The 25,503-nt window shown below is 67.4% G+C and carries 24 protein-coding genes; 9 read left to right on the plus strand and 15 right to left on the minus strand.

Annotated elements, in window-relative coordinates; all coding sequences use genetic code 11:
- Positions 1–160 precede the first annotated feature (160 nt).
- Positions 161–1,096, plus strand: a complete 936-nt coding sequence (locus ACRYA2_RS12975) for an ABC transporter permease (RefSeq protein WP_433628667.1) — start codon at positions 161–163, stop codon at positions 1,094–1,096.
- Positions 1,097–1,117: 21 nt separating this feature from the next.
- Here ACRYA2_RS12975 and ACRYA2_RS12980 read toward each other — a convergent pair whose 3' ends face one another.
- Positions 1,118–1,303, minus strand: coding sequence for an HVO_2922 family protein (locus tag ACRYA2_RS12980; protein WP_433628670.1), 186 nt, complete (start codon positions 1,301–1,303; stop codon positions 1,118–1,120).
- Between the two features lie 201 nt (positions 1,304–1,504).
- Here ACRYA2_RS12980 and ACRYA2_RS12985 point away from each other — a divergent pair, with 201 nt between their 5' ends.
- Entirely contained in the window at positions 1,505–2,122 is a 618-nt protein-coding gene (locus ACRYA2_RS12985) for a CAP domain-containing protein (RefSeq protein WP_433628673.1), read from the plus strand.
- A gap of 68 nt (positions 2,123–2,190) precedes the next feature.
- Positions 2,191–2,760, plus strand: coding sequence for a DUF7344 domain-containing protein (locus ACRYA2_RS12990; RefSeq protein WP_433628676.1), 570 nt, complete (start codon positions 2,191–2,193; stop codon positions 2,758–2,760).
- Positions 2,761–2,807: 47 nt separating this feature from the next.
- On the opposite strand, the gene rtcA is transcribed toward ACRYA2_RS12990, so the two are convergent.
- From rtcA to leuS, 3 genes are all read right to left on the minus strand, one after another.
- Complete coding sequence (gene rtcA, locus ACRYA2_RS12995) at positions 2,808–3,818, minus strand: RNA 3'-terminal phosphate cyclase (protein ID WP_433628679.1); 1,011 nt, start codon at positions 3,816–3,818, stop codon at positions 2,808–2,810.
- A gap of 97 nt (positions 3,819–3,915) precedes the next feature.
- Complete coding sequence (locus tag ACRYA2_RS13000; protein ID WP_433628682.1) at positions 3,916–5,313, minus strand: FAD-binding oxidoreductase; 1,398 nt, start codon at positions 5,311–5,313, stop codon at positions 3,916–3,918.
- A gap of 593 nt (positions 5,314–5,906) precedes the next feature.
- Positions 5,907–8,768, minus strand: a complete 2,862-nt coding sequence (gene leuS / locus ACRYA2_RS13005; RefSeq protein ID WP_433628685.1) for a leucine--tRNA ligase — start codon at positions 8,766–8,768, stop codon at positions 5,907–5,909.
- Between the two features lie 193 nt (positions 8,769–8,961).
- On the opposite strand from leuS, the gene ACRYA2_RS13010 reads away from it, so the two are divergent.
- On the plus strand, positions 8,962–9,891 hold the full coding sequence (locus tag ACRYA2_RS13010) for a branched-chain amino acid transaminase (protein WP_433628688.1): 930 nt from the start codon (positions 8,962–8,964) through the stop codon (positions 9,889–9,891).
- A 174-nt stretch (positions 9,892–10,065) separates the two neighbouring features.
- Here ACRYA2_RS13010 and ACRYA2_RS13015 read toward each other — a convergent pair whose 3' ends face one another.
- Entirely contained in the window at positions 10,066–10,758 is a 693-nt protein-coding gene (locus tag ACRYA2_RS13015; RefSeq protein ID WP_113274487.1) for a V-type ATP synthase subunit D, read from the minus strand.
- A 114-nt stretch (positions 10,759–10,872) separates the two neighbouring features.
- Here ACRYA2_RS13015 and ACRYA2_RS13020 point away from each other — a divergent pair, with 114 nt between their 5' ends.
- Positions 10,873–12,249 (plus strand): 5'-nucleotidase C-terminal domain-containing protein, encoded by a 1,377-nt coding sequence (locus ACRYA2_RS13020; RefSeq protein WP_433628692.1) that lies wholly within the window; start codon positions 10,873–10,875, stop codon positions 12,247–12,249.
- Between the two features lie 93 nt (positions 12,250–12,342).
- On the opposite strand, the gene ACRYA2_RS13025 is transcribed toward ACRYA2_RS13020, so the two are convergent.
- The 8 genes from ACRYA2_RS13025 to ahaH all read right to left on the minus strand — a co-directional run bounded on the left by ACRYA2_RS13025 (position 12,343) and on the right by ahaH (position 20,505).
- Complete coding sequence (locus ACRYA2_RS13025; RefSeq protein ID WP_433628694.1) at positions 12,343–13,773, minus strand: ATP synthase subunit B; 1,431 nt, start codon at positions 13,771–13,773, stop codon at positions 12,343–12,345.
- Between the two features lie 2 nt (positions 13,774–13,775).
- Complete coding sequence (locus ACRYA2_RS13030; RefSeq protein ID WP_433628697.1) at positions 13,776–15,542, minus strand: ATP synthase subunit A; 1,767 nt, start codon at positions 15,540–15,542, stop codon at positions 13,776–13,778.
- Positions 15,539–15,880, minus strand: a complete 342-nt coding sequence (locus ACRYA2_RS13035) for a V-type ATP synthase subunit F (protein ID WP_433628700.1) — start codon at positions 15,878–15,880, stop codon at positions 15,539–15,541. The genes ACRYA2_RS13030 and ACRYA2_RS13035 overlap by 4 nt, the downstream gene beginning before the upstream one ends.
- Entirely contained in the window at positions 15,877–16,938 is a 1,062-nt protein-coding gene (locus tag ACRYA2_RS13040; RefSeq protein WP_433628702.1) for a V-type ATP synthase subunit C, read from the minus strand. Before ACRYA2_RS13040 ends, ACRYA2_RS13035 begins: the two co-directional genes overlap by 4 nt.
- Positions 16,935–17,516 carry a V-type ATP synthase subunit E gene (locus ACRYA2_RS13045; RefSeq protein WP_433628705.1) on the minus strand — a complete coding sequence of 194 codons (582 nt, stop codon included), beginning with the start codon at positions 17,514–17,516 and terminating at the stop codon, positions 16,935–16,937. Before ACRYA2_RS13045 ends, ACRYA2_RS13040 begins: the two co-directional genes overlap by 4 nt.
- Before the next feature lie 26 nt (positions 17,517–17,542).
- Positions 17,543–17,809, minus strand: coding sequence for a F0F1 ATP synthase subunit C (locus tag ACRYA2_RS13050; protein ID WP_433628708.1), 267 nt, complete (start codon positions 17,807–17,809; stop codon positions 17,543–17,545).
- Between the two features lie 202 nt (positions 17,810–18,011).
- Positions 18,012–20,186 carry a V-type ATP synthase subunit I gene (locus tag ACRYA2_RS13055; RefSeq protein ID WP_433628711.1) on the minus strand — a complete coding sequence of 725 codons (2,175 nt, stop codon included), beginning with the start codon at positions 20,184–20,186 and terminating at the stop codon, positions 18,012–18,014.
- Positions 20,173–20,505 (minus strand): ATP synthase archaeal subunit H, encoded by a 333-nt coding sequence (gene ahaH, locus ACRYA2_RS13060; RefSeq protein WP_433628714.1) that lies wholly within the window; start codon positions 20,503–20,505, stop codon positions 20,173–20,175. The genes ACRYA2_RS13055 and ahaH overlap by 14 nt, the downstream gene beginning before the upstream one ends.
- 143 nt (positions 20,506–20,648) lie before the next feature.
- Here ahaH and ACRYA2_RS13065 point away from each other — a divergent pair, with 143 nt between their 5' ends.
- Entirely contained in the window at positions 20,649–20,939 is a 291-nt protein-coding gene (locus ACRYA2_RS13065) for a DUF8007 family protein (protein WP_433628717.1), read from the plus strand.
- Position 20,940: 1 nt separating this feature from the next.
- On the opposite strand, the gene ACRYA2_RS13070 is transcribed toward ACRYA2_RS13065, so the two are convergent.
- Positions 20,941–22,239, minus strand: coding sequence for an MFS transporter (locus tag ACRYA2_RS13070; RefSeq protein ID WP_433628719.1), 1,299 nt, complete (start codon positions 22,237–22,239; stop codon positions 20,941–20,943).
- A gap of 109 nt (positions 22,240–22,348) precedes the next feature.
- Here ACRYA2_RS13070 and ACRYA2_RS13075 point away from each other — a divergent pair, with 109 nt between their 5' ends.
- The 3 genes from ACRYA2_RS13075 to ACRYA2_RS13085 all read left to right on the plus strand — a co-directional run bounded on the left by ACRYA2_RS13075 (position 22,349) and on the right by ACRYA2_RS13085 (position 24,825).
- The gene (locus tag ACRYA2_RS13075; protein WP_433628722.1) at positions 22,349–22,714 is read left to right on the plus strand and encodes a DUF7347 domain-containing protein; all 366 of its coding nucleotides are present in this window, start codon (positions 22,349–22,351) and stop codon (positions 22,712–22,714) included.
- Positions 22,715–22,872: 158 nt separating this feature from the next.
- Positions 22,873–23,559, plus strand: a complete 687-nt coding sequence (locus ACRYA2_RS13080; protein WP_433628725.1) for a DUF5828 family protein — start codon at positions 22,873–22,875, stop codon at positions 23,557–23,559.
- A gap of 75 nt (positions 23,560–23,634) precedes the next feature.
- The gene (locus ACRYA2_RS13085; RefSeq protein WP_433628727.1) at positions 23,635–24,825 is read left to right on the plus strand and encodes an inorganic phosphate transporter; all 1,191 of its coding nucleotides are present in this window, start codon (positions 23,635–23,637) and stop codon (positions 24,823–24,825) included.
- Positions 24,826–24,877: 52 nt separating this feature from the next.
- On the opposite strand, the gene ACRYA2_RS13090 is transcribed toward ACRYA2_RS13085, so the two are convergent.
- Positions 24,878–25,486: an IMPACT family protein gene (locus tag ACRYA2_RS13090; protein WP_433628729.1), complete on the minus strand. Its 609-nt coding sequence runs from the start codon at positions 25,484–25,486 to the stop codon at positions 24,878–24,880.
- Positions 25,487–25,503 lie beyond the last annotated feature (17 nt).

The raw sequence follows: 25,503 nt of genomic DNA on the forward strand, positions 1-25,503 counted from the left end.
TAATTATAGGTACTAAAAACCTGAGGTTGTGTCACGTACCCACGACCCTCTCGCCTACGAGGCGGCCTCTCCCGGAGAGACAGACCACGAGGCGGCCTCTCTCGGAGAGACGAACGTAACTGGCAAAACGTTAATACGTTCCGGTGAGTCGCACGCGACCGTGAAGTGGTATCTCGCCCGCCGGCTGCTCTGGACGGCCGTCGCCGCCTACCTCGTCCTGTCGGGGGCGTTCCTCGCGCTCTGGTTCGCGCCGCCGCCCAGCGCCATGGAATCGGGGTCGGCCATCTCCGTGCCGAACTCCCTGGGGTCGCCCAGCCCGGTCGTGGACTCCTCCGAACCGCTCCGGGAACGATACGTCGCGTTCCTGGTCAAGTACGCGACGCTCGACTTCGACGCGGAGACGACCGAGCAGCTCACCGGTTCGCTGTCGGTGACGCTCGCGTACCTCGTGCCGGCGTTTCTCGCCGCCGTCTTCGGCGGCACGTCGATCGGACTGTACGCGGCGATGAACCCGGAGAAGCCGCTCGGGCGACTGGCGACGCTGACGGCGTACGTCGGCGTCGCCGTGCCGGGCTACTGGCTCGCCAAGTGGGCGAACGTACTCGCGTACGAGTGGTTCGACTGGGAGCGACGGTTCGCGTACGACGGCGGCCTCGCGCCGTGGAGCGCGGAGAACCTGCCGCTGGTCGCGCTTCCGTTCGCCGTCTCGCTCGTCGGGATGCTCGCAGTGCAGGCCCGCTACGCCCGGTCGGAGACGGCCGAACACGTCCACAGCGAGTTCGTCAAGACCCTGCGAGCTAACGGCGCGAACCCCCGGACCATCGGTCGACACGTCCTGAAGAACGCCGCGGTACCGCTGCTCTCGCTGCTGTTCGTCCGGACGCTTACGATGCTGTTCGTCACCGTCGCCGTCGTCGAAGTGGTCTTCGGCATTCCGGGATTCGGTTCCGTCGCGCTGCACGCCGTCCGAAACCGGGAACTCGACCTCGTTCTCGCCGTAACCACGGTTCCGGTGTCGCGCGCGCTGCTGGGGAATCTCGTACAGGACGTCGCCTACACGTTCCTCGACCCCCGGGTCGAACTGGGCGGCCGGTAGCCGGCGACGGCCCTCGGACGGTTAGTCGAGCACGTCGACGGTCGCCTCGGCGGCGTTCGCTTGCACGCTCTCGATGCCCTTCCTCGCGCCCGCCTTCCGGTCGTACCCCTCGCCGCTGTCGGCGATGACGTTGCCGTTGTCGTGAACGAGCCGCCAGCGCCACTCGTCGGCCTTGTCGCGGTACAGTTCGAACGTTGCTTTGCTCATACCCCAACTGACGGTCGCGGTAAACTTGACTCCCCGCGTCTCGACACAATTCTGGACTGTCGTCGACTGGCTCACTACCCCCAGGTCCGCCCGATCGGCGGCCGACGGCGCGCGTTGGCGGAAAGCGAAAGCGGCCACTCGTCGCGCCCGGAGGAAACGAGCCCGCACGTTCATCATCCTCCACGCCGTTAGGGGAGTCTAATGCGTTCGCTCGTCCCCGTCGCGTTCGTCCTCGCGGCCCTCCTGTTCGTCGGCGCGTACGTCGCCGGCTACCCCGTCCCCGGCGAGGCATCCGTCGAGTCGCTCCAGGGAGCGGAGGTCGTCTCGGTGCCGGACGACCGACCCGCGAACGTGAGCGACCCGTCGTCGACGCAGTTCCGTCGGTGGGTCGAATTCTACGTCCACCTGTACGTCAACGAGGAACGACGGGAGCGAGGGAAGACACCGCTGGAGTTCGACGCCGGACTCCGCACCGTCGCCCGCGGGCACAGCGTCGAGATGGCCCGCCAGGACTACTTCGCGCACGTCTCGCCCGACGGCGAGGACCCGGGCGACCGCTACCGGGAGTCGAACTACTTCTGTCTGCAGGGCGCGGGCGAGAACATCGCCTACACGTACTTCGGCCGCCGCGTTCGCATCGAGAACGGTACCGTGGACCGCTATCGGAGCGCGAAGCAACTCGCCCGCGGCGTCGTCACCCAGTGGATGAACTCACCGGGACACCGCAGGAACCTCCTGTCGCCGAACTGGGAACGGGAGGGAATCGGCGTCTACTACGCCGACGACGGCCGTATTTTCGTCACCCAGAACTTCTGCTAAGTGCTCACGAAAAACTAAGTGGCCTGCACTACACATCACGGAACAGAAGTTTACGTCTGGGTTAGAAGATGAGCGAAATCAAACGGAGAGCGTCCGACGAGCCCGAGTCCGAGAAGCCGTCGAGAGACGTCATCTTCCAGGTGCTCGGTAACCAGCGACGTCGGTACGCACTCCACTATCTCAAACACTACGAGAATCCCGCCGAAATCGGACCGCGCGCCACCCGGATAGCGAGCTGGGAGAACGACGTGCCCGCAGCGGACGTGACCTCACAGCAGCGCAAGCGCGTCTACAACACGCTCCAGCAGGCACACCTCCCGAAGCTGAACGAGACGGGGTTCGTCGAGTACGACGCCGCCCACGGCCTCGTCGAACTGACGGACCGCGCGGAGGACCTCGACATCTATCTCGAACTCGTCCCCCAGAACAGCCTCCCGTGGTCGGAGTACTACCTCGTTCTCGGCTGCGTCAGCCTCGCGCTGATGACCGTCGCGTGGCTCGACGCCGGTCCGCTGGCGGCCGTCCCGCCGTTCGGCTGGGGGCTGGCCGCGCTGGTCGCCATCTCCGGCGCGGCCCACCGCTACTACCACCGGAACGTACGCCTCGGACACGCTGAAGCGCCGACAGACGCCGAGTGAACACGGCAAGCGAGTCCGAGTCACCGACGTCGAGGGCGACCCGTCGTTCAGTCCGCAGCGAGCACCGGTCCGGACGCCGACCGCTCCAGCGACACCGGCTCGCCGAACGCCGCGAGCAGTTCCCGATTCGTCTCGACGTGGTCGGTCACCGTCGGAATCCGCACCCGGCCGCCCGCGAGCGCGAGGAAGACGAGCAACTGGTCGGCCGCGTGCTCGTCGACAGTTCCCGGGCCGGCGTGAAACTCGTGGAACGACTCGACCGCCTCCGTCGCCACCGTCTCCGCGGGTTTGCCGCGCTCACCGAGCGCGTCGAATCCCGCGAGAACGCCGTCATAGTCCGCCCGGACGACCAGCGACGACCCGGGAGACCGCGCGTCGACGTACGTCGTCCGGCACTCGGTCACGGCGTGGTCCGCGTCGTCGAGTCGATCGCGGGCCGTCGCCGCCTGACGCTCGGCGACGTCGGCGTCCGCGAGGTCGTCCGACGCTTTCGAGTAGACCCGGAGCCCCGACAGCGAACCGCGGTCGGCGAGCGAAAGCGACGAGAGCGACGAGGGCGCGAGCCACAGCGTCGCCTCGCCGCCGCCCGCGGGGTAGAATCCGGCCCGGGTCGCGTCCACCGCGGCCATCAGTCCGGCACGGCGTACCAGCGGGAGCTTCACCCGGCGGTAGTACGCCATCGGCGGCGACCACTTCACGTCAGTTCCGCCGCTGGCAGTCACGGCCAGCGGTTCGTCGAGGGCCGTCGCCAGCGGAAGCAGCGCGTCGAAGAGCAGCGTCACGCTCCCGGCCGTGCCGACGTCGACCGAGAACCGGTCGCCAGAGAGCGGTCCCGGACGAACAGTCAGCGTCTCGGAACCGACGGCGTCACCCTCGACCGCGGCGTCGCAGGCGCGCGCCACCGCGCGGACGGCGGCGAGGTGCTGCGGGCAGAGTCCGGGATTCGGCCGGTTCGCGCGCACGCCGGTCATCCGGAACGGCTCGCCAGAGAGCGCCGACAGCGAGAGTGCGGTCCGGAGGAGTTGGCCGCCGCCGGTCGAGCCGTCGAGTTCGAGCATCGACGAAACCTTCGTCGCGCGACGACGTGTACGTTGTGCGAGCACCGCCTGCGCGAGGCAGATCGATTCGAATCGACCGACGGGACGGGACGAACCGTCACGCGGTCGGTTCGACGTTCTGGTTCACGTGGAAGAGGTTGGTCGGGTCGTACTCGTTCTTTATCTCGACCAGCCGGTCGTAGTTGTCGCCGTATGCGAGGTTCTCCTCGCCCTCGCGTTCGCTGATGAAGTTCACGTAGACGCCGCCGCTGGCGTACGGTGCCATGGCGTCGAAGAACTCCCGCGCCCACGCGATGCACCGTTCGTCGTCCTCGGGGTCTTCCCACCGGGTGTGGACGTTCATCACGTACTCGGCGTCGCGGTGGGGGTACGCGGTCGCGTCGGCCGGAACGCGCGCCATCGCACCGCCGACCTGTCCGAAGAATATCTCCGACAGCGACGACGGAAGGTCTGCCGCGAACTCGACCGCCGTGTCGATGGCCTCGTCCGAGAGTTCACCGAAGTTGTGTGACTTCCAGTAGTTCCGAGCGCCCTCGGTGAGCAGGGGGTCGAAACTCTGCTGGAACTCCGCGTACCGGTGAGGTGCGACGGCGTCGGCGATGGGGTCGCCGTACTCCCGGACCGGGGCGAGCACCTCCTCGCCCGCCTCGACGTCGCCCGCGTAGAACGCGACCACGATGACTACCCCGACGCCGTGGACGTCTTCCGGGAGGAAGGGAAGCGGCGGGGCCTTGCGGAGGATGACCCAGACGGCCGACTCGTCGGGCGCGTCGGCGTTGAAATCGCGGACGTGACGGATGACGTCCGGGGCGTCGTCGCCCGAGTAGACCACGGGGCCGGCGAGCACCTCGGGCCCGACCTCGTGCAGGTCGAACTCGAAGGCGGTGACGACGCCGAAGTTACCGCTGCCGCCTCGAACGCCCCAGAAGAGGTCCGGGTTCTCCTCCTCGCTCGCGTGACGGAGTTCGCCGTCCGCGGTGACGACGTCGACCGAGCGCAGGTTGTCGACGGTCATCCCGAACTTGCGGGTGAGCCACCCGAACCCCCCGCCGAGCGTGAGTCCGGCCACGCCGGTCGTGGAGTTGATGCCGAGCGGCGTCGCGAGGCCGAACGCCTGGGCCTCGTGGTCGAAGTCGGCGAGGGTCGCGCCCGGTTCGACCCGGGCCGTCCCGGCCGCCGGGTCGACCTGCACCGACGTCATCGGCGAGAGGTCGATCACGAGGCCGTCGTCGCAGACCGCGTTTCCGGCGATGTGGTGTCCGCCGCCCTTGACGGCGACCGCCACGTCGTTCTCCCGGGCGAACTCGACCGCTCGAATCACGTCCGCGACCCCCCGACACGAGGCGACGAGCGCTGGATACCGGTCTATCATGCCGTTCCAGACGGAACGGGCTTCGTCGTACCCCGGGTCGCCGGGCGTAAACAGGTCCCCGCGGAGCCCGTCGCCGAGTTCGTCGACTACGCTCTCGTCTAGAGACGTGACTTCCAGTGCCATGGGAGGATATAGGCGCGACCGGGAGATATAGCTTCGTTAACATATAACGGACCGGACGCCGGGTGCAGTAATGCTCGGCGGGACGAGAATTGACCTCCTCCTCCGCGTAAACGCAGAGGAATCCAATCATCAGATTTCCGCCGAGTGTGGCGTTCGAGGTGCCAACCCCACTCAGAGGGAACCGGCGACACACCGGGGGAACTCTCGTTTCCTCCTTCACTATAGGGCTGTGGCCCGGCCAATGAGGCCCCATCGAATACCATGTCATCGCCGTGCGAACCACCGCTGGTCCGCCACCCCTTGTGGTTCGGGGACGGCCTCTCACGGTATTCGTAGCACGAAGTGCTACGCAGGGCCACACTAAAACGATGACGAACGAAAACACTCCGGCCACCGTCGGCGGGTGTTGCGCCGGGCCTATCGCTTGACCTCCGCCTGAAGACGGAGGTATGCGCTATCGGTCTGTATCAACGACGACGCCGGGAGACCGAAGACCACGGTCGCGGCCGGATTTCGTGCGACGTCAGCGACGGCAGTGGTCGTCCGTCGCCCGCGTCCATCGCCGGCCGAACGCGACGGGCGGGGTCGACGCGCTACTCCAGGTGGACGGCGGGCCGCATCGGCACCGCGTGGCGGGCCTTGTCCGCCGGGTCCGGAACGTCCCCGCCCTCGCGGTACACCTCCACGTCGGCGTCGAACTCGCGCTCCAGGAAGTCGCGGGCGTTCTCGTAGACGGCCACCTCGTCCACCTCGGGCAGCACGTCGACCTCCGCGTCGGGGCGTTCGCGCACGTCCTCGACCAGGTCCTGCACGAGGTCGTTGACCGCGTCGCCCTTCTCGCGCAGTTCCTCCTTCTGCATCACGCTACCCATCACTGCGCCCACGTCGGGACCGGTGTCCACCACCTCCGAGAGCACCGTCCGCTTCCAGTCGGCAGCGACGTAGACGCGGACGGTGTCGGGGTCGGTGTCGGTCACGTCGACGATGTCGCGCACGTCGTCGGTCAGGTGCTCGACCAGACGCTCCTCCAGTTCGGTACGCGCGCTCTCGAACTCGGGGTCCGGTTCGGGCCACTCCGCCTCGGCGATGGGGTCGCCCGTCAGCCGCTCGTGCAGTTCCGTCGCCAGGAACGGGACGAACGGAGCCAGCAGGCGCAGGCGGGCGGACAGCACCTCGCGCAGCGTCCAGCGCGCGCCCGGGCGGTCCAGGTCGGCGCGCTTGCGGTACCACTTCAGGTGCTCCTCGAAGCCGTAGAAGGCGACCTGGCTGGCGGTCCGCGTCTCGAAGCGGTCCATCGCCTCCGTGGCCTCCCGAATCGTGTCCTGCAGCTTCGCCAGCAGCCAGCGGTCGACGTGCTCCAGGTCGGGCTCGCCTGCCTCGCCCTCGATGATGTCGGCGGCGCGGTTCCAGAACCGGTCCAGCTGGTCGCGGGTGCTCTCGACCTGCTCGGAGCGCCAGTCGTAGTCCTGCCACGGCTCGGCGCTGTTCAGCAGGAAGAAGCGGACGGTGTCCGCGCCGTACCGCTGGATGGCCTCCTGGGGCAGGACGACGTGACCCTTCGAGGAGGACATCTTCTCGCCCTCCAGCAGGCCCATCCCCATCACGGTGATGCCCTTCGGCCAGTCCGGCTGCTCGAAGAACTCCGCGTGGTGGAACAGGTAGAAGGTCAGGTGGTTGCTGATGAGGTCGTTGCCCGAACAGCGGTAGTCGACGGGATACCAGTAGTCCCACTCCTCGCGCAGGTCCAGCGCCGTCTCGTCGGGGTCGTCCGTCTCTTCGGGGCCGAAGAACAGCGTGTCGAAGAAGTTCCGGTCCAGTTCCTCGACCGGCACGTCGTCGATGCGGTGGGCGATGGTGTAGTAGGACATGTAGATGGTCGAGTCCGACAGCGGCTCGATGACGAACTCGTCGTCCCAGGGCAGTCGGGTGCCCAGCCCGTAGTTGCGGATGGCCGGCCACTCGTTCAGCCAGTCGATGGTGTGGTCGTACTGCTCGCGCGTGTTCTCCGGGATGGCGTCCAGTTGCGCGACGGCGTCGTGGGCCTTCTGTTTCCACTCCTCGTCGTCGTACCGCAGGAACCAGGTCTCCTGCTTGGCGACCTCCACGTCGCCGCCGCACCGACAGACGACCTCCTCGCTGAACTCCTGCATCGAATCGAACGACCCGCGAGCCTCGAAGTCGGCCTTCAGCTCGTCGCGCACGTCCTCGACGACCTCCCCCGCGTAGTCGCCGTACATCTCCTTCAGCGCCCCGGAGTGGAACTCGCGGTTGTACACCTCCTGGGTGGCGTCCTCCAGCGCGGGGTCGTCCGAGGACTCGATGCCGTGTTCGGAGACGGCGTCCCGCGCGGGGAATTCGCCGTACCCCTCCACGTCGATGATGGCCTTCGGCTCGATGGCCTCGACAGCCGCGGGGTCGATGCCGTACTGCTCCATCCGGGCGTCGTCATCTTTCGCTTCCCGCAGCGCCACCCAGTCGTCCGGCGAGTGGGCAGGCACGGACATCACGACGCCGGTCGCGTTGTCGGCGTCGACGAACGACGCCGGCAACACCAGCACCTCGTCGCCAGTGACGGGGTTGGTGACGCGCTCGCCGACCAGTCGCTCGCCCGCGAAGTGGTCGTGGACCGTGACGTCGCGCTCCTGCAGTTCCAGCTTCTCGACCGCCGCCTCGGAGACCAGCCAGCGTTCGCCGTCCACCGTGGCCTCGACGTAGTCCGCGTCGGGGTCGATGTACGCGTTCGTGACGCCGTGGACCGTCTCGGGCCGCAGCGTCGCCATCGGGACCGTCACGTCGCGCTCGTCGCCGTCGTCGCCCGTCCAGCCGAACTTGACCAGCGTGTACTCCTGGAACTCGGCCTCCTCGCCCTCCAGCAGGTCGTGGGTCGTGACGGGGTTCCGTTCGTTCGTGCAGTACTTCACCGGATGCAGGCCCTTCTCGAGCAGTTCGCGCTCTTTCAGCGTCTCGTACTGCCAGGTGATGAACTTCGAGTAGCGGTCGTCGTTCGTCGTGAACTGCCGCCGCCAGTCGATGGACAGCCCCAGCGACCGCATGTTCTTCCGGTAGCTCTCCTCGATGAAGTGACGGGCGTACCCCATCGGCGTCTCCATCTCCGCCAGTTCGTCGTCGGAGACGTTGTACGTGTCCTGCAGCACCGATAGCTGGTCCTCCTCGCGGTTCTTCAGGCGCTCGACGGCCCCGACGATGGGGGTTCCCGTGACGTGCCACGCGATGGGGAACAAGACGTTGTCCCCCTGGAGGCGGCGGTAGCGCGCCCACACGTCCGGCACGGTGTAGGTCCGGGCGTGACCGATGTGCATCCCGCCGCTGGGATAGGGATAGGGAACCGTGACGAAGGTCGCCTCCTCGTCGGAGGGGTCCACCTCGTATCGACCCTCCTCAGCCCAACGGGACTGCCACTTCTGTTCGACCTCCCGCGGGTCGTACTCGTCCATACGGTGACTTCTGGGCTTGCACCTAAAAGAACTACCATACTTGACTGGTGCATCTGTCAGAGTGGCGAAAGGGTCGGTCGTCTCGTCGACCGCCGCCGCCGACCGGAGAGAAACTCGTCGACGAGTAATTCTCGACAATCGTACGGGAGCAATCGTCAAAACTGATAACCCTGGCCTCCGATTGAACTGACGTATGAGCTTCGACGAAATGGACGTGGACACGATCTGGATGAACGGCGAGTTCGTCGACTGGGAGGACGCACAGGTCCACGTTCTCACGCACGGACTACACTACGGGAGCGGCGTGTTCGAGGGAGTGCGCTGTTACGAGACCGAGGAGGGGCCGGCCATCTTCCGCTGGGAGGAACACCTCGAACGTCTCTACAACTCCTGCAAGCCGTACGACCTCGACATCGAGTACGAACCCGAGGAGCTGACGGAGGCGACGCTGGAACTCATCGACCGCCAGGACCTCACGTCCTGCTACATCCGACCCATCGTCTACTACGGCTACGACAGCCTCGGCGTCAGTCCGGGCGACTGCCCGACAGACGTGACCATCGCCGCGTGGCCGTGGGGCGCGTACCTCGGCGAGGAGGCCCTGGAGAACGGCGTCGAGGTGATGGTCTCCTCGTGGCGCAAGCACGCCTCCAGCCAGATTCCGACGAACGCCAAGACGACGGGGCTGTACGTCAACAGCATGCTCGCCGGCGAGGAAGCCCGTCGCAACGGCTACGTCGAGGCCATCGTCCTGAACAAGGAGGGCAACGTCGCCGAGGGCCCCGGCGAGAACCTCTTCCTCGTCCGCGACGGCGAGATTCACACGCCCGGCCTCTCCGAGTCCATCCTCGACGGCATCACCCGCGATACCGTCGTCACGCTCGCGGAGGAGATGGGCTACACGGTCCACGACGACGCGACCATCAGTCGCGGCGAACTCAACACCGCCGACGAACTGTTCTTCACGGGCAGCGCCGCCGAGGTCACGCCCATCCGGCAGGTCGACAACGTCGAAATCGGCGACGGCGGTCGCGGCCCCGTCACCGAGGAGATACAGTCGCGCTTCTTCGACCTCGTCAACCGGCGCACCGACGACCACGACGACTGGTTCACGTACGTCTAGCGACCGCCTTTTTGCTGCGTCGGTCGCCCGAAGCGCGACCGCTCCTCGTAGAAATCCGAATCAAAAGACGCGCTCGGGCTACGCCCTCGCTCGCATCTTCGACGGCGTCGCGGTCGGTAGAATTCCGGGAGCAACCGCTGCTGGACGGAGAGAACCGAAGAAAGCTCGCAGAGCTCAGCTCGTGACGACGACTTCGCCTTCCGCCATCTCGGCCTCGCGCGCCTCGCGCTCCTCGTCTTCCTCCTCTTCTTTCTTCGCCTTGATCTTCTTCATCCGGAAGATCTCTTCGCGTTCCTGCTCTTCGAGCTTCTGCTCGATGTAGTCCTGGGCGTCGTGTAGCTCCGGGAGGAGCTTGAACTCCAGGGCGTTGACGCGGCGCTTGGTCGTCTCTATCTCGTCGAGCATCTTCTTCATCGCCGTCTCCACCTCGGCGGCGAGGATGATGCTCTCAAGCAGTTGTTCGTACGCCTCGGCGGCCTCGTCGATGCGGGCGCTCGTGCCCAGCACGCCGTACCCGCGCTCGTCGAGCGACTTCTTCACCTTCGAGGACTCGATCTGCGGGACGACGACGCCCATGATGTTCTTCGACTCGGTCGTGATCTCCGGGTGTTCTTTGAGCGCCGCGGCGGCCCCGCGAACGGCGACGTCGCCCTCCATCGCTCGCGCCATGTTGATCTTCTGCTGGGCGGTCTCGTAATCCTCGTCGAGTCCCGAGCGCACGTCCTGGGCCTGGTCGAGGATGTCCATGAACTCCATGATGAGGCCGTCGCGCTTCTTCTCGAGCGTGTCGTGACCCCGCTCGGAGAGCTCGATGCGGTCCTCGATCTGCATCAAGTTCTTCCGAGTGGGTTTGACGTCCTTGGCCATCTTGGCGGGGTCTTGTGTCTCGAACGGGTTAACCTTTTACAGTCGATTTCGACGGGACCAGATTTTTCGCACGGCGACGCCAACGCTCGACCGACGCAGGCCCACCACGGAACCATGCCTCCCGACGACCGAAACCGACGCAACTCGAATCGCCCCGTTCGCCTCCTGCACTACGCGGACCTCGAGAACGTCTACGACCACCCCGAACGCGTCGGCCGCCTCGCCGGGCGTATCGACGCCCTCCGGGACGACTCGACGCTCGTCGTCGGTGCGGGCGACGACACCGCGCTCGGCACCCTCGCACTGTTCACGGACGCGGGGCGAGCGCAGGCCCGTCCGTTCTTCGAAGCGCTCTCCCCGGACGCCGAGACCTTCGGCAACCACGAGTTCGACCGCGGGGCCGAGCGCGCGCTGGAACTCGCGCGGACGACCCCCCAGGCGTGGCTCTGTGCGAACGTCGCGGACTGGGCCGACGGAGGACGCTCGACGTTCCCCAACGGGGTGTCCCCCTCCGCGACGTTCGACGCCGGCGACCGACGCGTCGGCATCGTCGGCGTCGCCCACCCGAAGACGGCCGAGATGAGCGGCGCGGACCTGCAGTTCACGGACCCGGCGGCGGCGGTGAACCGGGAAGCCGCCCGCCTGCGCGAACGCGGGGCCGACCGCGTCGTCGCGCTCGCGCATCTCGGCGACGACCCGGCGTTCGCCGCCGCCGTCGACGCCGACGCGGTGCTCTGCGGCCACGAGACCGAACGCCGGATTCGCCGCATCGATGGGACGCTCCTCGTCCAGACCGCCGACGGCGAACTCGCCGAGGTGACGCTGGGCGACGACACGGACGTGACGGTTCACGACGTCACCGACGCGCCGCTCGACGAGGACGTGACGGCGACCTACCGGCGACGCCGCGCGGCCGCGGGAGTCGACGCGGTCGTCGCCCGCGTCGACGACCCCATCGAGCGCGCCCCCGACGTTCGCTACGGCGGCGAGTGCCGACTCGGCAACTTCGTCACCGACGCCTACCGCGCGGGGGCGGACGCGGACGTCGGATTCGTCCACTCGGCGTCGCTGCGCGAGGGGCCGCTGCTCGCGGACGACGTGACAGTCGGCGACGTGGTCGGTGTCGCGCCGTTCCCGACGGCCCTGGTTGAACTCGAACTGTCCGGGAGCGACCTCCGGGCCGCCGTCGAGTGGACCGGGGAGCCGTTCGGTCGCGACGACGGCGTCGGCCTCCACGTCTCCGGAGCGTGCGTCCGCCGGGACGAGGACGGCGACCTCCGGGCAGTGCGCGTCGGCGGTGACCCGCTCGACGCCGGGGCGACGTACTCCGTCGCGCTGATGAACTACCTGCCGTCCGTCGAGCAGTTCCCGACGCTGACGGCGGACGACGTCGTCGCGGAGTACGGACCGCAGTACGAACACCTGGTCGCACACGCGCGGGCGGGCGGTCTGGCCGCCGTGGAGTGCGAGGGTCGCATCCGCCGGGAGTAGCAGAACTGGACCAGTTCGCTGACGGTCCGGAACAGACGCCGCTGGTCGGTTCGAGCGTCGTCGCGCCGAAAAAGTGCCGCGAAACGGCGGTCGTCAGTCGGCCGTGGCCTCTTCGACGTCCGCCTCGGCCGTCTCGCCTTCGGGGTAGTACTTGTCGATGAGGTCCTCGTCGACGCGGTTGAGCTCCTCGCGGGGCAGCATGCCCAGGAGGTCCCAGCCGATGTCCAGCGTCTCCTCGATGGAGCGGTTCGTGTCGAAGCCCTGGTCGACGAACTCGTCCTCGAACCGGTCCGCGAAGTCGAGGTACTTGTTGTCACGCTCGGAGAGCGCCTCGCGACCGACGATGTTCACGAGGTCGCGCAGGTCCTCACCCTCCGCGTACGCGGCGTACATCTGGTCGGAGACGTCGCCGTGGTCCTCGCGCGTGAGGCCCTCGCCGATACCGTCGTCCATCAGCCGCGAGAGGCTCGGCAGGACGTTGATCGGCGGGACGACGCCCTGGCTGTTGAGGTCGCGGTCGATGTAGATCTGGCCCTCGGTGATGTATCCCGTCAGGTCCGGGATGGGGTGGGTGTCGTCGTCGCCCGGCATCGTGAGGATGGGAATCTGGGTGACCGACCCGTCGCGGCCCTCGATGCGGCCCGCGCGCTCGTACAGCTGAGCGAGGTCGGTGTACATGTACCCGGGGTAGCCACGGCGACCCGGCACCTCTTCGCGCGCCGCGCCGATCTCGCGCAGGGCCTCGCAGTAGTTGGTCATGTCCGTCAGGATGACCAGCACGTGATAGCCCTTGTCGAACGCGAGGTACTCGGCGGTGGTGAGCGCCAGTCGCGGCGTGACCGTCCGCTCGACGGCGGGGTCGTCCGCGAGGTTCATGAAGACGACCGACCGCTCCAGCGCACCGGTGCGCTCGAAGTCCTCCATGAACTCGTTCGCCTCTTCGGCGGTGATACCCATGGCGCCGAAAACCACTGCGAACTCCGAGCCCTCGTCGTCCTCGCCGGCTTCCTCTTCCTCCGGGACGGTCGCCTGGCGGGCGATCTGGAGCGAGAGCTCGTTGTGCGGCAGGCCGGACCCAGAGAAGATGGGGAGCTTCTGGCCGCGGACCAGCGTGTTCATGCCGTCGATGGCGGACACGCCGGTCTGGATGAACTCCTCGGGGTACTCGCGGGCCGTCGGGTTGATCGCCGCGCCGACGATGTCCTCGCGACGGTCCGGAACGATTTCGGGGCCGCCGTCGATGGGTTGACCGGACCCGTCGAGGACGCGCCCGAGCAGGTCCTCCGTGACGGGCATCTTCATGGTCTCGCCAAGGAACCGAACCGAGGCGTTGCGGTCGATGCCGCCGGTCCCCTCGAACACCTGGATGGAGACGAGACCGTCGCTCGATTCGAGCACCTGGCCGCGTAGCGTGTCGCCCTCCGGCGTCTCTATCTCGACGATTTCGTCGTATCCGATAGGTTCGTCGACCTCGGCGAACACCAGCGGACCGCTGATCTCCGTGATTGTCTGGTACTCTTTCATCGTTAGTACTTCTCCCTGAGCTCTGCTTTGATGTCTTCTTCGAGGTCCGCGACGAACGAGTCGGCCTCGTCGTCCGGCGTCGTCGCGATGCGGTTGAGCCGCGGCGCGGCCTCGATGTCGGTGATCTCCTCGACCGGCACGCCCGCGTCGAGCGCTTCGAACGCCGCGTCGTTGTACGTCTCGATGGCCTTGAGGATGAGGTACGTCTTCTCCGGCGGACAGTTCGTGTCCACGTCGTGCAGCGCGTTCTGCTGGAGGAACGCCTCGCGGATGTAGCGGGCGACCTCCAGGGTGAGCTGCTGGTCCTCCGGCAGGGCGTCCTTGCCGACGAGCTGGACGATCTCCTGGAGTTCGTCCTCCTCGTCGAGCACGTCGACCGCCCACTGGCGCGTCTCGGGCCAGTCCTCGGCGACGTTGTCCTCGAACCACGGGTCGAGCTGGTCTTTGTACAGCGAGTACGACTCGTTCCAGTTGATGGCCGGGAAGTGCCGGCGCTCCGCGAGGTCGGCGTCGAGCGCCCAGAACGTCTTCACGATGCGCAGCGTGTTCTGGGTGACCGGCTCCGAGAAGTCACCGCCCGGCGGGCTGACCGCGCCGACGACGGTGACCGACCCCTCGGTGTCGTTGATGTTGTCGAAGTAGCCGGCGCGCTCGTAGAACTCGCTGAGGCGCGCGGCGAGGTACGCGGGGTACCCCTCCTCGCCGGGCATCTCCTCCAGCCGGGATGAGATTTCGCGCATCGCCTCGGCCCACCGCGAGGTGGAGTCGGCCATCAGCGCCACGTCGTAGCCCATGTCGCGGTAGAACTCCGCGATGGTGATGCCCGTGTACACGCAGGACTCGCGCGCCGCGACCGGCATGTTCGACGTGTTGGCGATGAGGCAGGTGCGGGACATCAGCGGCTTCCCGGTCTTGGGGTCTTCCAGTTCCGGGAAGTCCTCGATGACCTCCGTCATCTCGTTGCCGCGTTCGCCACAGCCGATGTAGACGACGATGTCCGCGTCGGCCCACTTGGCGAGTTGCTGCTGGGTGACCGTCTTCCCGGAGCCGAACGGGCCCGGAATCGCGGCCGTCCCACCCTTCGCGAGCGGGAACAGGCCGTCCTGGACGCGCTGGCCCGTCACCAGCGGCGTGCGCGGCGTCTTCTTGTCCCTGGCGGGCCGCGCCTCGCGGACCGGCCACTCCTGCTGCATCTGGATCTCCTCGCCGTTGTCGAGTTCGACGACCGTCTCCGTGACGGAGTAGTCACCGTCGCTCGTGGAGACGACCTCGCCGCCCTCGTAGTCCGGCGGGACCATCACCTTGTGCTCGATACTCTCGGTCTCCGGAACGGTCCCGACCACGTCGCCGGGGGCGACCTCGTCGCCCTCCTCGACGGTGGACGTGAACTCCCACGTCCGGTCCTGATCGATGCCGGGGGCGTCCACGCCGCGGTCGAGGAACGCGCCCATCTTCTCTTCGAGGACCGTCAGCGGGCGCTGGACGCCGTCGTATATGGAGTCCAGCATCCCCGGTCCGAGGTCCACCGACAGCGGCTCGCCCGTGTTCTGGACGGGTTCGCCGGGGGCGACGTTGGACGTCTCCTCGTAGACCTGGATGGTCGTAATGTTCCCTTCGATCTCGATGACCTCGCCCATCAGGCCTTCGTCGCCGACGTAGACGACGTCGTTCATCCGGGCGTCGAGGTCCGTGGCGGTGACCACGGGACCGCTCACGCTCTCGATTTCGCCGTCCTCTCGAACGGCGTCGGTGTCTGTTGCTTGGCTCATTCGTTGTCACCTTGTTCGTCTTCGTCCATAAGGTCGATACCGATCGCTCGCTTGATCTTGTCGCGGAGACCGCCGCTTCCCGCGCCGCCGCCCAGCGTGACGAGGGTCGGTTCGACGCTCGTCTCCACGTCGCTGCGGACGTTCCGCGAGAGGTGCGACATGTCCTCGTCGTGCATCACGATGATGCCGACGTCGTCGTCGTCCATGACGCGGCTCACGGCGTCGTCGAGTTCCGTCTCCTTCTGGTCGTCCGGGACATTCTCGAACTTCCGGACGCCGGCGAGCCGGAACCCAGTCGTGAACTCCGGACTGCCGATGACGGCTATCTCCTGGCTCATAGTACCACCAGTTCCGCCTCGATTTCGTCCTCGGAGAGGCCCGCTTCTCGTCCGCGCGCGATGGCGCGGATGTTGTCCACCTCGCGCTCCTTGGCGAGCACGTACGCGAGAACCGGACATATCGACAGCGGAAAGACGTGCGAGAGATGCTCCGAGTACTCGAGCAGTGCAGCGTCTAGTGCGTGCTCGAATCCGATGAGACTGTCGGCTCGCTCCAGTTCGTCGAGCGCCTCGTCGAGTTCGTCGCTGTACGTGCTCTCGCGGATGTGCGCGACCAGTTCGTCGGTGTTGGTGGCCAGCTGGGACAGCTCCGACGCGTCGAACAGCTGACCGCCGTCGATGAAGTACTCCGAGGGGTCGATGTCCGCCCCGCTACGGCTGATGCGCAGCGCGTTCCGGATGTTGCGGAAGTCTATCTCGGCCTGCAGGAACTCGGCGTACAGCTGCAGCGCCCGATTCTGGGACTCGGTGATTCCCTCCATCAGCTCCTCGTAGAACGCGCGGTCGACGGCGTTCTCCAGGGGGACGAGCAGGTTCGTCGCCTCGTAGTCCTCGTACGCGTCGGCGACCGGGTCGCCGAAGATGGTGCCGTCGAGCAGCTCGACGACGTCCTCGACGGAGCCGGCTTCGGTCAGCCGGTCGAGGACGTCGTCGTCGAACTCGCCCGCGCGGATGAGGTCCGACCGGACGTCCTCGCGGTCCGTGTCGGAGTAGATGCCGCGGATGACGGTCTTGACGTTCCAGGCGTCGAACTTCCGCAGGTAGCGGGCGATGAGGACGTAGAGGTCGCCGCTGGAGAAGTCGAGCAGGTCGTTGAAGTGCTTCGCCAGGTTGCGGTTCAGCGCGTACTCGATGAGGTCCACCCCGTCGTACCGAGCGCCGAGCGCGTTGATCTCCGACTCGTACTCGGACTCCTCCATGAACCGGGCGATCTCGCCCGGACCCATGCGAAGCAGCTTGCGGTAGTCCTCGTCGTCGAACAGCGCGGCTCGGCGTGCCCGCACTCGGGCGTTGACGTACTCGTAGTTCGAGGTTCCCTCTGCGTCTGCCGTCCTCATTGCTCGAACAGCCGCGAACTGATGTCCTGGAGGTTGTCCTCCCACACGTCCTCGAGCACCGAGTCGAACGTGTTGTTCACGCGGAGCCGAGAGGCCTCGCTCTCGACGACGACGCCGCCGAGGCAGTCGCGCTCCCCGGCGTACTCGAAGCCGTCGTAGTCCGCGAGAACGTCCGTGAGCAGTTCCTCGTCGTCCGGTCGGCCGTACACCTTGATGGTGGCGTCCGAGTCGAACTCCTCGCCGGCAGCGTCCAGCAGCGTCCGCGTCAGCTCCTCGCGGTCCTCGCCGCCGAGGTTCGCGATGCGCTTCTCGACGTCGCTGCGGACCTCCTGGAGCACGTCGCGGCGGGCCTCCAGGCGCTTCTGCTTGGCCTCCAGTTTCGCGCTGGAGAGCTTCTGCTCGCGCTCGCGCTCGATTCGGTTCTCGACGTCGCGCTCTTTCGCCGCGAGAATCTCGTCCGCGTCGGCCTCGGCCTCTTCGATAATCTCGTCTGCGCGGTCTTGGCCGTCTTCGCGGATTTCCTCCGCGCGCTCGCGGGCTTCGTTCCTAATATCCTCAACTACCGTTTCCAAGCTCATTGATTAAGAGGGGGAAGGGGGTGCGTTTAGACCACGAAGACGGTAACCAGCGCCAGAATGACCAGCGTCTCCGGCAGGACCGTCAGGATGAGGCCCGTACCGAAGAGGTCCTGGTCTTCCGTGATAGCGCCGACTGCCGCGGCACCGATGCCGCGCTCTGCGTAGCCCGAACCGAGGGCGGCGAGACCGACCGCGAGCGCGGCGGCCGCCTCCTTCGGGATAGCCGGCTGGGGGTTGAACTGCTGCTGAAGCGGTGCGAGTGCGTCGACGAATGCGAATATGAATTCGTACATTTTCCTTGGGTCCTCCGTAGGCTCTCTCGTAACCGAACAGGAGGAAGTTCACGCTACAGGCGTCATAAAACTTCCCAAACTATCCGGGCGTATTCGGCGGTATCGGGCACTGTATCCCAAAAATCATGATACTACGCACCAAAGGGGAACGAGAAACGGACGCCGAAAACGGCGAAAATCGGCCGGAAAGAAGGACGAACGGTTAGTCCTGCGTCGTGTACGTCCGCTCGTAGCCGAACGGATTGTACTTCTCGCCGCCGCCCTCGTAGAACTTGCTGAAGAACTCGACGTACTCAAGACGCACCGCCTGCAGGCCGGCGCTCGTGACGCCGAGCGCCAGCACGAGCGCGTGACCGAGCACGAGGATGAGCAGTCCGACGAGCACTCCGGCGGCCCCGGAGTGGATCATGCCGGGGAACATGATTTCGGTGACCTCGTGGCCGTGGACCATGTCGCCGACGTGGGGCATGTGGTCGATAGCGAAGTGCCACTCGGCGTGGCTGCCTTCGTCCGTCACGTAGACGCCGAAGAACAGCAGGTTGACCACGAACGCCATGCCGGCCTTCGCCAGCAGCACGGCTCCCAGCCGGGTGTACGACAGCACGTTCACCAGCACGTTGAGGAACTCGACGCCCTCGACGGGGTCGCCCGACAGGAGCAGCACCAGACCGAGCGCGAACGCGGCCAGCCCGGCGAGACCGGCGACTTCCGGGACGCCGGTGAAGCCGAACGGGAACGGATGGCCGTTGAAGACGCTCTCGGAGCCGACGAGGATGCCCGGTGCGCTGCCGTTCGCACCCGCGAAGATCCACGCCCACAGGCCGAACATCATCATCAGCCACGAACCGCTCTCCTGCATGGCGTCGACGAACCCGTGGCTAAGGTTCTCGATGAAGTCGAACGTCCAGCCGATGGTGAGGTGGACGATGCCGGCCAGCAGGCTCAGCACCAGCCAGGCCGTGGCGTAGTCGCCGAACGCGGGCTGGAGACCCTTGTGAATCGGCGGGCCTTTCATGCCGAGTCCGTCGACCCAGACGACATCGCCGAGCACGTGCAGGCCGAATATCTCGCCGTACAGGACGCCGAACAGCGCGGTGAACGCGCCGGCCCAGACGGCGATGCCGCCGAGGCTCTTGAACGCCGCCGAGTCGAAGCTGCTGTACAGCCAGTAGCCGAGCCCCATGTACAGCAGACCGTACCCGAGGTCGCCGATCATGAACCCGAAGAACAGCGGGAACGTGAGGAACAGGATGACCGTCGGGTCGAACTCGAAGTACTTCGGCCGGTTGATGGTCTCGACGAGCAGTTCGAACGGCTTCACCGGCCCGGGGTTGTCCTGGACGACCGGCGGCTTGTCGTCGTCGATGGTCGCGGTGCCGCCGTCGGCGGCGACGCCGGTGTCGCCGGCCTGTTCGACCGGCGCGTGGTGGCCGCCGTGCTCCTCGTAGTCGGCGCGCTCCAGTTCCTCGACGTCGACGTGGTCGTCGACGGCGTCGGTGAGCGCGCGTTCGAGGTCGCCGTAGCGCTCCGTCGGAATCCAGCCCTCGGCCACGAAGGCGTTGTCCGTCGTCGCGAACTGTAGCGGCGCTTCCGCCTTCTGGACCTCGATGGAGAGCTTCTCCTCGGCCGCCAGCAGGAAGTCCGCGGCGTCGAGCTTGATGTCCTCGAGTTCGTTCTCGGCGTCGTGGAGCTTCGATTCGAGCTGCTGGCGCTCGTGACGGAGTTCGTCGACGTGGTCCTCCGGCGTTCCGGAGGCGTCGGGAATCTCGTAGGCGGCGAAGTCGACGCCGACGAGCGCCTCGTCGAGCACGTCCGCGTCGGCGTCCTCCGTCGGGTACGCGAAGACGGCGACGGTCCCGTCGTCCGTGAACAGTTCGAACTCCTGGACGTCGTCGTGGTCGGCGAGATGCTCACGGACGTCGTCGGCGTCGCCCTCGCCGACCGCGACCTGCAGGCTGTCGTAGCCCGACAAGAGGTCGAGGTCGATGCCGAGGTCCGCGAACGGCTCCATCGTGTCGATGCGCTCCTCGACCTCGCGGAGCTCGCCCTCCAGGTCGCTCCGGCGGTCGTCGAGGTCGTTGACCCGCGTCCGGATGTCCGCCAGCTCCTCCTCGAGCGCGTCGTCGGTGACGATGCGGCTCCGACCGGCGTCCTCGTCCTCCACGTCGAGGATGCTCTCGATGGACCGGACCGTGACGAGCTTGTCGGACGCCTCGTTGGCCCCCTCGATGGGGTTGCCAGGCTCGAAACCCTCCCAGGAGTCGTCGTAGTTCGAGAGGTGAACGAGGTTCAGGTCGTGAATCGCCTCGATGACGTCGTCCATCACCATCCGTGATCCCGTCACCGAGACCTTGCTCATCCGTTCAGGTCTGAGCATGCACCGCCTCCCTGAACCGGTCGACGACGTGTTCGATGACGTCGTCTACGTTCCCCTGGGCGCGCTCTTCGAGTTCCTCGCGCTCACGTTCGCCCTCGGCGAGAATCTCCTCGCGCTCGGTCTCGATTTCCTCGCGCGCCTCCGCCAGACGCTGTTCCTCCAGTTCGGCGGCCTCCGCCTCGGCTTCCTCGCGGATTTGCTCCGCGCGCTGGCGAGCCTCAGAGATCCGCTCCTCGCGGTCCTCCTCGGCCTCGACAACGATCTCGTCAGCCTCGCTTTCGGCCTCCTTGACTCGTTCGAGAACCTCTGGCCTCGGCATATGCTGTAATCAAGCGGAAGGTTGCGCTAGCGGCTATAAACTACTTGCGGAACCGCTTCCCGAGCCCGCTCGTGGCTCGCGAACCGGGGATCCGGTTTCGTCACACGAAAACGTATAACACGCTGGTGACCCTACGACTGTGCATGGACGACGGACAGCCCGGAGACGACCGGACCGGGCGTGGTGGGGACGCCGAGGCCGCCGATGCGGCGGACGACGGAGCGGGAGCGAAGCGCACCGAGGCCTGCGGTCGCTGCGGGCTGTCGTCGGTCGTGGACGCGGCAGGCGACGGAGCGGGCCGCGACCCCTACGGCGACGCGCGCATCGAACTCCGGGAGTCGGAGCTGCGAGCGGCCAGCCGCCACGTCGAGCTACTGGGGCGCGTGAAGGACCGCCTCGACGACTTCGCTCGCCGGGTCGTGTACGGTCGATAGCTCAGCCGAACTCGCCCGAGGTCACGGCGGTCGGCGGGCCGAACCGCCGCAGCGAGGGGACGGCGAGCCAGTAGGCGGCCGCCAGCGCGGTGCCCAGGCCGCCGAGTAGCATCACCGTCTCGCTGCCGAACCGCTCGCCGGCCAGGCCGCCGAGCAGCATTCCGGCGGGCATCACGACGCTCGTCGCGCTGCCGATGGCCGCGGAGACCCGGCCGAGCAGGTCGTCCGGGACGCCCGTCTGGACGGTCGCCATCGCGGAGACATTGTAGACGCCGAGCGGGACGCGCGACGCCGCGAACAGCGCGACCGTCGCCACGACACCGGGAACGGCGACCGCGCCGGTCCAGAGCGCGCTGGAGGCGACGAAGCCGACGACGGTGGTGTACCCCATCGGTAGTCCGTCGACCGCCGAGGCGGCGACGGAGCCGACGAGCACGCCGACCGTCGTCCCCGCGAGCAGCAGGCCGTACGTCGCCGGACCGCCGAGCGCGGCGGCGAACGCCGGCAGGACCGCCAGCGCGACGCCAGTGAGGAAGTTCGCAAACAGGCTGGCGACCAGCATCCGCCCGGCGAGGGAGTCGGCGAGCAGGGCGAGGCCGCCTCGGAGGTCGGCGAGGTAGCTTCCGAGCGCGAGGTCGTCGTCCGGCGGAGCGCGGGCCGGCACCGAGAGGACGGCGAACGTCAGCGCCGCGACCGCGAAGGTGACGGCGTCGACGACGTACACCGCGACGCCGCCGGCGAACGCGACGAGCGCGCCGGCCACCGCACGCGACGTGGCGTCGACGCTCTTCGAGACGATAGAGGCGACCGAGTTCGCCCGAACCATGCGGTCCTCGTCGACGAGTCGCGACAGGGCGGCGGTCTGGGCCGGGCCGGCGAAGAGGTTGCACAGCGCCAGCAGCGGCATCGCTGCGAGGACGACCGCGACGGACAGGTGGCCGAGCGCGGCCGCGACCGGGACCGCGAGCACGACCAGACCCTGGGCCACCTCCGAGAGGGTGAGCACGCGTCCGAGTCGCGCCCGGTCGACGAGCGGTCCGGCGAGAAGCTTGAACGCGCCGGGAGCGCGGGTGAGCATCCCCGCGAGGCCGGTGTAGGCCGTCGAGCCGGTGAGGTCGTAGACGAGCCACATCGCCGCGACCGAGTAGAGGCCGTCGCCGAACTTGCTGACGCCGCGGCCGACGAGCAGTCGCCGGAAGCCGGGGTTCCCCAGCACGACCAGTCGACGGGCGACCGCGTCGGGCACCAGTCCGGCGGCTCGCGCGGAGAGGCCGGTCGCCCGAGAGTCGGTGGAGGTCACGTCCCCTTCCGACGACCGAAGCGGTCTTGAGCGTTCCGTGAACGCCAGTTCTGTAGGAACGTTTACGTTTCTCGGCAGATTGAAGATGGCGGCCGGCCGACACGACTGCATGGCGGACGACGCGACCGACGCCCTCAAAGTGCTCGGCAACGAGATTCGGATGGCGACGCTCCGGGAACTCGCCGAGGCGGACGGCCCGCTCTCTTTCACCGAACTTCGCGAACGCGTCGGCGTCCGGGACACGGGGAAGTTCAACTACCACCTCACGAAGCTCTGTTCGTACTTCGTGCGCGAGACGGACGGCGGGTACGAACTCGGGCACGCCGGTTCGCGGGTCATCGCCGCGGGCGACGTGGACGCCGCCGCGACCGCGGACGACGGCGGGAACCCAACCCGGGACGGCGCCTGCCCCGTCTGCGGTGACGACGACTGCGAGAAGTACTTCCACGTCCACCTGCGACCGTCCTGGCTCTGAGGCGGGGGTCTCCGATGGGGGCGTGGACTGGTCGTAGACGGGGACGAGAACTGCCCCGACGGGGAGACGTATCCCCTCCCGACGAGGATAGGAATCCACGTCGCTGGCGTGGGGGACAAGAGGTATATCCGTCGAAACCATACTGCTCCACCGACCGAATGGAAGAGAGTATCTCCGGGTTCAAGCTCCGCGGTGATTGGGGGGACATCGTCGAACACGGCGAGCGTATCACCCAGGCGCTTCGGGAAGCGGGAGCTTCCGGTGAGGCGTTCGAGGAGTGGGACGAGTGGCGACCGAAGACGCACGAGCGCTTGGGCGAGGACGTGGCCGAGAAAACCGCCGAGCAGGCCCACGTCGGCGAGGGGAAAGGCGAACAGGAGGGCGAATCTCCGGACGAGGACCTGAAGACCGCGGGTGAGAAGCTCACGGAGTCGTACGAGAAGCTCGAAGACGACGACACGGAGGGCGCGGTCGACCGCTGGCAGGACTCGGTGAACTACGTCGCCCGAGCCGCCGACTCCGCGAGTCGGAAGGCCATCCGGCGCGTCGAGGACACCGTCTACCAGAACGTGATGACGCAGCTCGCGCCGTACTACTTCGACAACGAACTCGTCAGCGCCAACATCCAGCAGACGAACCGCAACGGCGGCGAGGAGCGGTTCATCTTCGAGGTGAACGTCAACGACGACGAACTGAAGGAGGAGGTCTCCGACCGGCTCGCCGACTACGAGGACGAGATCGACCGCTGGCACGTCGACGCCGAGAAGGAGACGGAGAACGTCGAGGCCGCCGAGGGGGTCGACGCGCCCCGGAACGGCGGCGAGGGGAAGTTCGACACGACCTGATGCCGTCGCGGGCCGACCTCGGTTTCGTGCCCTCCTTCCGGTACACTATTGGCCCGAGAACGGGAATCGCCGGGCATGAGTGGTTCGCTGCTGACTCTGGTCGTCGCCGGCGTCGCGAGTTTCTTCATGGCGTGGGCCATCGGCGCCGGGTCGAGCGGATCGACCCCGTTCGCTCCCGCTGTCGGCGCGAACGCGGTGTCGGTGATGCGTGCGGGCTTTCTGGTCGGCATCCTCGGCTTTCTCGGCGCGACCCTGCAGGGAGCGAACGTCTCGGAGGCGGTCGGCCGCGAACTGATTCGTAACGTCCAGTTGTCGCCGCTGGCGGCGACGACCGGCCTGCTCACCGCCGCAGGCCTCGTGGCTATCGGCGTGTTCACCGGGTATCCCATCGCCACCGCGTTCACCGTCACGGGTGCCATCGTGGGAGTCGGACTCGCGCTCGGCGGCACGCCGGCGTGGAGCAAGTACCAGCAGATAGCGGCGCTGTGGGTGGCGACGCCGTTCGTCGGCGGCGGCGCGGCGTACGCCACCGCGCGCTTCCTCCGGAGCGAGAAAGTCGCCGAGCGCGTCGCCATCCCGCTCCTGGGCGGCCTCGTCGGACTCATTGTCGCCAACATCCAGTTCGTCATGTTCGGACCGCCGGGAGAGAGCGCGTCGCTGTCCGTGGCGGTCGGGAACGAACTCTCCCTGCCGGCCGTCGCCGGTATCGACGCCGGCGCGCTGTTGACCTCGCTCGTCGTCACCGCCGGCGTCGCGGCGCTGCTCCGTCGGCAGCTCGTCACCGACCGGGCGCGAGGCCAGCGTCGGTTCCTGCTCGCACTCGGCGGCCTGGTCGCATTCTCCGCGGGCGGGAGCCAGGTCGGGCTGGCTATCGGCCCGCTGCTCCCGCTGCTCGACCCGTTCTCGATTCCGCTGACTGCGGTCCTGGTCGGCGGCGGCCTCGGCCTCCTCGCCGGCTCGTGGACCGGCGCGCCGCGGATGATAAAGGCGCTGGCGCAGGACTACTCGGCACTCGGGCCGCGCCGCTCCATCGCCGCGCTCATTCCCTCGTTCGCCATCGCCCAGAGCGCCGTCTTCTTCGGCATCCCCGTCTCGTTCAACGAGATAATCGTCAGCGCCATCGTCGGCAGCGGGTACGCCGCGAGCGACGGCGGCGTCAGCGGTCGGAAGATGCTGTTCACCGTGCTCGCGTGGATCGCCTCGCTCGCCATCGCGTTCGGCGCCGGATACGGCATATTCGTCCTCATCAACACGGTAGCCGGATGAGTCCTCGTCGCGGTCACCGCCGACGCTCGGAGGAACTCGACCGGAGGGGAACTCACTCGCCGTCTCGAATCTCGGCTCGGCCGCTCGTCGCGCTGCGGAGACGGTCACGGAGGTCGTCCGCCGCTTCGACCGGAATTCGGACGGCGAACCGGACGTCCTCACCGTACTCCGCGTCGAACTCCGCGCCTTCGCTTTCGAGAATCCCTCGCACCGTCCCCGAGTCGTCGTACTCGACGGCGACGGTGACGCGCTCGTGGGGACGCTCCTCGACGACCCCCGCGTCGTCGACCGCTTCCTTGACGGCTTGCGAGTACGACCGCGCCAGTCCGCCGACGCCGAGGTTCGTCCCGCCGTAGTACCGGGTCACGACGACGACGACGTTCTCGAGGTCGCGCTGCTGGAGGACGTTCAGCGCCGGCTTGCCCGCGCTCCCGGACGGTTCGCCCGCGTCGCTGGAGTACTCCCGGAACGGGTCCGCACGCACCCGGTAGGCGGGGACGTTGTGCGTCGCGTCCGGATGGCGCTCGGCCACCTCGGCGACGAACGCCTCGGCCGCCGACGCGGTGTCGACGGGGGCGGCGTAGCCGAGGAACTCCGAGCCGCGAACCTCGAACGCCGCCTCCCCGCGTCCCGCTATCGTCCGGTACGTCTGCCCGGCCATCGTCGGCGGTTCGCTGC

It is taken from the genome of Halomicrococcus pelagicus (assembly GCF_050954125.1).

What these genes read in the sequence shown, in the direction of transcription:
- ACRYA2_RS12985 (WP_433628673.1), top strand. Translation starts at nt 1,505, where the DNA reads ATGCGTTCGCTCGTCCCCGTCGCGTTCGTCCTCGCGGCCCTCCTGTTC.
- ACRYA2_RS13000 (WP_433628682.1), bottom strand. Translation starts at nt 5,313, where the DNA reads ATGGCACTGGAAGTCACGTCTCTAGACGAGAGCGTAGTCGACGAACTC.
- ACRYA2_RS13090 (WP_433628729.1), bottom strand. Translation starts at nt 25,486, where the DNA reads ATGGCCGGGCAGACGTACCGGACGATAGCGGGACGCGGGGAGGCGGCG.
- ACRYA2_RS13065 (WP_433628717.1), top strand. Translation starts at nt 20,649, where the DNA reads ATGGACGACGGACAGCCCGGAGACGACCGGACCGGGCGTGGTGGGGAC.
- rtcA (WP_433628679.1), bottom strand. Translation starts at nt 3,818, where the DNA reads ATGCTCGAACTCGACGGCTCGACCGGCGGCGGCCAACTCCTCCGGACC.
- ACRYA2_RS13025 (WP_433628694.1), bottom strand. Translation starts at nt 13,773, where the DNA reads ATGAAAGAGTACCAGACAATCACGGAGATCAGCGGTCCGCTGGTGTTC.
- ACRYA2_RS12990 (WP_433628676.1), top strand. Translation starts at nt 2,191, where the DNA reads ATGAGCGAAATCAAACGGAGAGCGTCCGACGAGCCCGAGTCCGAGAAG.
- ACRYA2_RS13085 (WP_433628727.1), top strand. Translation starts at nt 23,635, where the DNA reads ATGAGTGGTTCGCTGCTGACTCTGGTCGTCGCCGGCGTCGCGAGTTTC.
- ACRYA2_RS13030 (WP_433628697.1), bottom strand. Translation starts at nt 15,542, where the DNA reads ATGAGCCAAGCAACAGACACCGACGCCGTTCGAGAGGACGGCGAAATC.
- ACRYA2_RS13040 (WP_433628702.1), bottom strand. Translation starts at nt 16,938, where the DNA reads ATGAGGACGGCAGACGCAGAGGGAACCTCGAACTACGAGTACGTCAAC.
- ACRYA2_RS13045 (WP_433628705.1), bottom strand. Translation starts at nt 17,516, where the DNA reads ATGAGCTTGGAAACGGTAGTTGAGGATATTAGGAACGAAGCCCGCGAG.
- ACRYA2_RS13075 (WP_433628722.1), top strand. Translation starts at nt 22,349, where the DNA reads ATGGCGGACGACGCGACCGACGCCCTCAAAGTGCTCGGCAACGAGATT.
- ACRYA2_RS13015 (WP_113274487.1), bottom strand. Translation starts at nt 10,758, where the DNA reads ATGGCCAAGGACGTCAAACCCACTCGGAAGAACTTGATGCAGATCGAG.
- leuS (WP_433628685.1), bottom strand. Translation starts at nt 8,768, where the DNA reads ATGGACGAGTACGACCCGCGGGAGGTCGAACAGAAGTGGCAGTCCCGT.
- ACRYA2_RS13055 (WP_433628711.1), bottom strand. Translation starts at nt 20,186, where the DNA reads ATGCTCAGACCTGAACGGATGAGCAAGGTCTCGGTGACGGGATCACGG.
- ACRYA2_RS13080 (WP_433628725.1), top strand. Translation starts at nt 22,873, where the DNA reads ATGGAAGAGAGTATCTCCGGGTTCAAGCTCCGCGGTGATTGGGGGGAC.
- ACRYA2_RS13020 (WP_433628692.1), top strand. Translation starts at nt 10,873, where the DNA reads ATGCCTCCCGACGACCGAAACCGACGCAACTCGAATCGCCCCGTTCGC.
- ACRYA2_RS13050 (WP_433628708.1), bottom strand. Translation starts at nt 17,809, where the DNA reads ATGTACGAATTCATATTCGCATTCGTCGACGCACTCGCACCGCTTCAG.
- ACRYA2_RS13010 (WP_433628688.1), top strand. Translation starts at nt 8,962, where the DNA reads ATGAGCTTCGACGAAATGGACGTGGACACGATCTGGATGAACGGCGAG.
- ACRYA2_RS12980 (WP_433628670.1), bottom strand. Translation starts at nt 1,303, where the DNA reads ATGAGCAAAGCAACGTTCGAACTGTACCGCGACAAGGCCGACGAGTGG.
- ahaH (WP_433628714.1), bottom strand. Translation starts at nt 20,505, where the DNA reads ATGCCGAGGCCAGAGGTTCTCGAACGAGTCAAGGAGGCCGAAAGCGAG.
- ACRYA2_RS13035 (WP_433628700.1), bottom strand. Translation starts at nt 15,880, where the DNA reads ATGAGCCAGGAGATAGCCGTCATCGGCAGTCCGGAGTTCACGACTGGG.